Here is a 5983-nt window from a genome sequence, read left to right as displayed (position 1 = left end):
TGCCCGGCGATATATGTCACTGGAAAGTCTCGCCAAAGTAGTCAATAACCCTGTTCTCAGCATGCCCGGCGTGGGCAGCTGAAACCGTGATCGCAGCCGAGACGGCGTGCACGAATTACACCACGCGATGGGACGCTACCGCCGAATTTTGTGTAATTGCTCATTGCCTGCTCTTCTCCCGGAGTTCACGCGTGGTTGGATGCTGGTCAAACGCATATACTCCATGGGGGTTCCTCAATGCGCGCCCAGACGTGAATCGGATCGCTTGCCATAAACCCGCAAGGGGTATATTTCGTCGCAATGAAATACTTGCTGCTCTCATTCCTTGCGTTGACGCTGAGCATCGGTCACGGCCTGTGTGCGTGCGCAGCGACGACTGAAGAATTTGAGACACTGACGTCGGCCGTTTCTGACCATGCGCATGACGCCAAAAGCACACCCAAAATGGATCATCACGATAAGGTGTCGTCCGGGGATGTGCTCGGATGCGACGCGATTCATGGATGCGCCGGTCATTCGTTCGCCGGCGTAAACGACACGACGAACGGCGTAGTGTCCAAACCGCCCCCTGAACCGCAAACCTATGCCGTAACGCAAGTTGCAGCACGGCTCGATTCAGTCGATCCAGGGTCGGCGTCCCATGTCGTACAGCGATGGCGGGCGCCTCCGCTGCCGACACCGATGAGCATGAAAACCCGCTTCCTGAACTGATGCCCGTCGCGCCAGCGCCGCATGCGATCTGCGGCGCCTGGTTGTGATCTGACGTTTCCCGGACGTGCAACATGCGTTGGGACGACGGTCAGGTCGATCTCGCGCTTCTCAAATTTTATCGCCTTTCAGGAAATATTTTCATGTACCGTACCCTCAAACTTCTGTCTGTTTCCATCGCGGCAATAGCCTTAGCAGGCGCCGCCCTTGCCCAGATGGACCGTTCCAAGATGGATCACTCCGAAATGGGTCATGCATCCAAGCCGGACGCATCAACGTCTTCGCCCATGTCCCGTGCCGACCACATGTTTGAAGGTGTGGGCAACGTCGTAGCTGTGGATCCGGCAGCCCGAAAGATCGGGCTCGATCACGGTCCTGTGCCCGCGCTCAAATGGCCTGCCATGAAGATGGCTTTCACAGTCATGGACGGTGTTGACCTGTCCGGTTTCAAGCCAGGCGACCAGGTCCAGTTTACCCTGCACAAGGTCGCTGAGGGTGCTTACCCCATCGCAGAGCTCTGCAAGGCATCGGGAGATGATGTTGTCCCCGGCCTTTGCGCAGCTGCCCCCGAATCCGCCGTCAGTCATTCGGGCCGGTAGGCCAGGGGATTTGCCGTTGCAGCTGGCTGGACTCAGTGTCCGCCAAGCTGCCGGTTCCAGCATAGATTAGACATTCGATTCAGGAAGGGTCTTCCATGATCAACAGACGCAACATGCTTCGCTCGACACTGGCCACCAGTGCAGCGCTTGGCTTCTCCGGGCTCCTGCCCGCCTGGGCCAGAAGCGCCAGTTCCGGAAACCTCGGGCTGCCTACCTTGACTGGCACTGAATTCGACCTGGGAATCAGCAAATTCCCCGTCCGGATCAACGGGCGCGCCGCAGAAGCAATCGGTGTCAACGGGACCGTGCCCGCTCCGCTGATCCGGTTTCGCGAAGGTGACGAGATTACACTCAATGTGACCAACCGGCTGAACATGGATTCATCGATTCATTGGCACGGCCTGCTCGTACCGTTCTACATGGACGGCGTTCCTGGCGTGTCCTTCCCCGGTATCAAGCCGGGCGAGACATTCCAGTACAAGTTCGCCGTCCCGCAGAACGGGACCTACTGGTACCATTCCCATTCCGGCTTGCAGGAACAGCTTGGCCATTACGGTCCGATCATTATTGACCCGAAAGGCGTCGATCCGGTTGCCTGTGACCGAGAGTACGTGCTGGTCCTGTCGGATTGGAGTTTCGAAAGCCCGCACCGGATTTTCACCAAGCTGAAAAAGCAGAGCGATACCTACAATTACAACCAGCGCACAGTCGGGGATTTTTTCGGCGATGCGTCAGAGCAGGGACTGGACGCGGCGCTGAAGGAACGCGCCATGTGGGGCAAGATGCGGATGTCCCCGACCGATTTGGCCGATGTGACGGGCGCGACCTATACTTATCTAATCAATGGTCATTCCACCGCTGACAATTGGAACGGATTGTTCAAGCCCGGCGAGCGGGTTCGCCTGCGCATCATCAATGCCTCGGCAATGACCCTGTTCAACTTCCGGATTCCCGGCTTGCCCATGACCGTGGTCGCAGCCGATGGCTTGCACGTCCAGCCCGTGGAGACGGATGAATTCCAGATCGGCGTGGCGGAGACGTATGATGTTATCGTGGAGCCAACGGAGGCCAGGGCCTTCGCGCTCGTCGCTGAGAGCATTGACCGTTCAGGTTTCGCCGTAGCGACACTTGGTCCGCAAGCCGGGATGAATGCCGAGGCCCCGGCACTGCGCACACCCGTCGCCCTGACCATGACCGACATGGGCATGGCCGGGCATGGCGACATGGGCGGCATGGACCACGGTTCGATGCCGGACATGGAAGGGATGGATCATTCTGGAATGGGTGATATGGGCATGGCCAGCATGGCGTCGGCCTCAGTTGATGTGAAATCCGGACCTGGCAATACCGGGCTTGCGATGATGCCGGTCAGCCGGCTGGATGAGCCGGGGCAGGGGCTCGGCGACGTTACACATCGGGCATTGCGATATTCCCAACTGCGCAGCCTGGACCGCAATCCGGATCTGCGCCCGCATGAACGCGAACTCGAGCTTCACCTGACCAGTAACATGGAACGCTACATGTGGTCATTCGACGGCGTCAGGTTCTCCTATGTGAAGGCGCCCATTGTCTTCCATCAAGGCGAACGCCTGCGGTTGACGATGATCAACGACACGATGATGCCGCATCCGATCCACTTGCACGGCATGTTCTTCGACCTCGTCAATGAGGGCGGCGACCACAAGCCGCGCAAGCATACGGTCATCGTCAAACCCGGAGAGAAATTGTCGGTCGACATCAGCGCCGAGCATGTCGGCGACTGGGCGTTCCACTGCCACCTTCTCTACCACATGCATGCCGGCATGATGCAGGTCGTGTCAGTTCTTCCCGGGTCTGTCGACATGCCGATAGAGATGGAAATGGATCACGGAAACATGCCGGGCATGGACCATTCCATGATGGATTATTCCAGCATGAATCATGAGGAGACGAACTGATGCGCCGGACACAGTCCAGATACATGCTCGCCTCGGCAGGTCTTGCAGCAGTCCTGATCGCACCTGGCGCACTTGCCGAAAAGTCTTCGCCGTCCAGCCCGCTCTGGTCGCAGGCAAACCAATACTACGATCCGGTAGAGATGGCGAAAGCCCGCGAAGAGTTACTTGCAGAGGGCGGCTCACAACGCGCGTGGTTTGTCCTGTTCAACCAGCTTGAAGCCCAGCTTGGCCACAATGAAGACAGTTTTTACTGGAACGGTCAGGCATCCTATGGCGGTGACATCAACAAGATCTGGCTCAAGACCGAAGGCAAGTCTTCGCTGGAGTTCGGGGACGTGGACGACGCCGAGATACAGGCGCTCTATTCGCGCGCGATCTCGCCGTTCTGGAATGCACAGGCAGGCGTGCGTTATGACATTGAGCCTGATGGGCTCGCGCACGCCGTCGTCGCCCTGCAAGGTCTCGCGCCCTATTGGTTCGAGGTTGATGCCTCCGCTTTCCTGAGTGAAAAGGGTGATCTGACGGCCCGCACCGAGTTCGAGTATGAGTTCCTGCTCACTCAGCGCCTGATCCTTCAGCCGCGTGTGGAAGCCAACTGGTCATTGCAGGATGTGCCTGAACGCGACCTCGATACGGGTCTCAACTCAATCGATGCCGGCGTGCGTCTCCGCTACGAGATCCGTCGGGAGTTTGCGCCCTATGTCGGCGTGGAATGGCAAGCGAGCTTTGGGCGAACCGCCGACATGATCGAAGCTGCAGGTGGCAAGGCGGAACAGACGGTCCTGGTCGCCGGCGTCAGAACCTGGTTTTAGGAGCAAAAACATGAACAGCCTTATTGAGCCCAACACCCACCCGATACTGGTGCATTTTGCATACGCGCTGTCGGTGTCCGCGGCCTTTGCCTATGTCCTGTCATTCCTGCCCGCAGCTGCCCGCTGGCGGGATACACTGCGCCCTGCTGCGGACTGGATGCTGGCATTCGCTGCCATTGCGATCGTGGCAACGATCGCAGCGGGCTTTCAGGCCTACTATTCTGTCGATCACGATGCACCGTCACACGCCGTGATGACCATCCACCGCAACTGGGCCGTTCCATCGGGCACCGCGATCATATTGCTTGCAGCATGGCGGTGGCACCAGCGGGCACAGGCCGTGTCAGGATTGTTTGCCGCCTTGCTCGCTAGCGCCGCACTGTCGCTTACAGTCACGGCCTGGTGGGGTGGCAAGGCCGTCTACGGCCATGGTCTCGGCGTGAAAAGCCTTCCAGTGGTGACTGGACACGGACATGATCATCAACATGGCGCAGAAGCAGATCATGATGAAGCGAACTCGGAATCGACGGAGCATGACAACAGCGATGGCCACCATGACGAAGCAGCCATGGTGGATGACATGATGGCCAATAGCGCCGGAATGGACGCCGGGCACGATCATTCCGGCGAAGCAGCCCATGACGAGGACACCGATGTCCAGCCCAGCGTGGCACCGGCACCGTCAGCGGCAGGATCCCCTGAAGCGACAGCGGATGCATTCTCAGCGGCGCTGCGCAGCGGCGACAAGGCCGCGGTGAGGGCCCTCACCGCCCCGGACGTTCTGGTCGCCGAAGGCGGCGGTCTTGAATCGTCGCTGGACGAATATGCCGGTCATCACATGCCGGCCGACATGGCATTCCTAGCTGCCGTGGAGACCACACTGATGTCGCGCAAAGTGATCGCTGCCGGGGACATGGCAAGTGTGGTGTCGGAATCACAGATGCACGGAACGTACAAGGACAAGACAGTACACGCCGCATCAATGGAGACAATGGTGCTCCGTCGAGAGGGGGACGCGTGGAAAATCATACATATCCATTGGTCGTCTGCGCCGATTGCCGGTGACCACGAACACTAAAAAAGTGCGCTGTCCGGACGATCCGGGCCACGTGCGCCCGGAAGCGGAGAGGTGTCTGACGGTCAGGATGCGTGATCGTCAGACGCGTTGTCGCGCTTCCTGGGCAAATACAGTTTCTCGAGGCCAAATGTCCCGGCAATGAGGCTCAGTGCCAGCACCGGGACAAGTATGCCGCCTTCAATTCCGAAGAGCTGCAACGTGTACGTGCCGAATGTGCGAGCGACGGGGCTTTCATTGATAGGCCATCAACAAGGCCGCTCCCCGGTCACCGCTGTCGAGCCGAAAGCCTTCTTCAGGATCATGGCAATCCCGCCGGCGGACGGGTATTTGTGCGACACTTTGATGTAGGAATAGGCACTGAACCCGCTGATCACGGCAGCTAGCAGGAAAGCAAGGGGGAACAGCGCGCCGGCCAGTTCGGCGCCCTGTCCGGTCAGCGCAAAGATGCCCGCCCCAATCATCACGCCTTTGCCCATCGCCACCGTGCCAGCAAGGGTCAGGTTACCTTTGACGTACGAACTGCCCATTACAGTTTCACACTGCGAGGGCGCAGGGCATTGGCAATCACGGACACTGAAGACAGGCTCATTGCGGCGGCGGCGATCATCGGGCTCAACAACAGGCCGAACACGGGGTAGAGAACGCCCGCCGCCAGCGGTATGCAGAAGAACGCGAAGAACAGGTTCTGCCGGATATTGCGCATTGTCGTATGGCTGAGCTCGATCGCCCTGGCGATGCCCAGCATGTCGCCCTTTACGAGCGTGACACCCGCGCTTTCCATGGCGACATCCGTGCCGGTGCCCATGGCAATACCGACATCGGCCTGCGCCAGTGCAGGCGCATCGTTGA

4 protein-coding genes and 2 pseudogenes are annotated in these 5983 nt (G+C 59.2%); 4 read left to right on the top strand and 2 right to left on the bottom strand.

Going from position 1 to position 5983, the window contains the following annotated elements; all coding sequences use genetic code 11:
• Positions 1-851 precede the first annotated feature (851 nt).
• The 4 genes from ACESNB_RS08065 to ACESNB_RS08050 all read left to right on the top strand — a co-directional run bounded on the left by ACESNB_RS08065 (position 852) and on the right by ACESNB_RS08050 (position 5134).
• Positions 852-1307: a copper-binding protein gene (locus ACESNB_RS08065; protein ID WP_373006095.1), complete on the top strand. Its 456-nt coding sequence runs from the start codon at positions 852-854 to the stop codon at positions 1305-1307.
• 95 nt (positions 1308-1402) lie between these two features.
• On the top strand, positions 1403-3244 hold the full coding sequence (locus ACESNB_RS08060; RefSeq protein ID WP_373006093.1) for a copper resistance system multicopper oxidase: 1842 nt from the start codon (positions 1403-1405) through the stop codon (positions 3242-3244).
• Positions 3244-4056, top strand: a complete 813-nt coding sequence (locus ACESNB_RS08055) for a copper resistance protein B (RefSeq protein WP_373006091.1) — start codon at positions 3244-3246, stop codon at positions 4054-4056. Before ACESNB_RS08060 ends, ACESNB_RS08055 begins: the two co-directional genes overlap by 1 nt.
• A 10-nt stretch (positions 4057-4066) precedes the next feature.
• On the top strand, positions 4067-5134 hold the full coding sequence (locus tag ACESNB_RS08050; RefSeq protein WP_373006089.1) for a DUF2231 domain-containing protein: 1068 nt from the start codon (positions 4067-4069) through the stop codon (positions 5132-5134).
• A gap of 125 nt (positions 5135-5259) precedes the next feature.
• Here ACESNB_RS08050 and ACESNB_RS08045 read toward each other — a convergent pair.
• Positions 5260-5661, bottom strand: a pseudogene (locus ACESNB_RS08045) (amino acid permease); the annotation flags it as partial.
• Positions 5661-5983, bottom strand: a pseudogene (locus tag ACESNB_RS08040) (copper-transporting ATPase); the annotation flags it as partial. The pseudogenes ACESNB_RS08040 and ACESNB_RS08045, both read right to left, overlap by 1 nt.

It is taken from the genome of Hyphomonas sp. (assembly GCF_041689225.1).
In the GTDB taxonomy this organism is placed as follows: domain Bacteria; phylum Pseudomonadota; class Alphaproteobacteria; order Caulobacterales; family Hyphomonadaceae; genus Hyphomonas.
This window is presented reverse-complemented; position numbering and strand designations above follow the sequence as displayed.

Bases quoted from the DNA above. Each gene is read 5' to 3' on its own strand.
- ACESNB_RS08060 (WP_373006093.1), top strand. From the start codon at position 1,403: ATGATCAACAGACGCAACATGCTTCGCTCGACACTGGCCACCAGTGCA.
- ACESNB_RS08065 (WP_373006095.1), top strand. From the start codon at position 852: ATGTACCGTACCCTCAAACTTCTGTCTGTTTCCATCGCGGCAATAGCC.
- ACESNB_RS08055 (WP_373006091.1), top strand. From the start codon at position 3,244: ATGCGCCGGACACAGTCCAGATACATGCTCGCCTCGGCAGGTCTTGCA.
- ACESNB_RS08050 (WP_373006089.1), top strand. From the start codon at position 4,067: ATGAACAGCCTTATTGAGCCCAACACCCACCCGATACTGGTGCATTTT.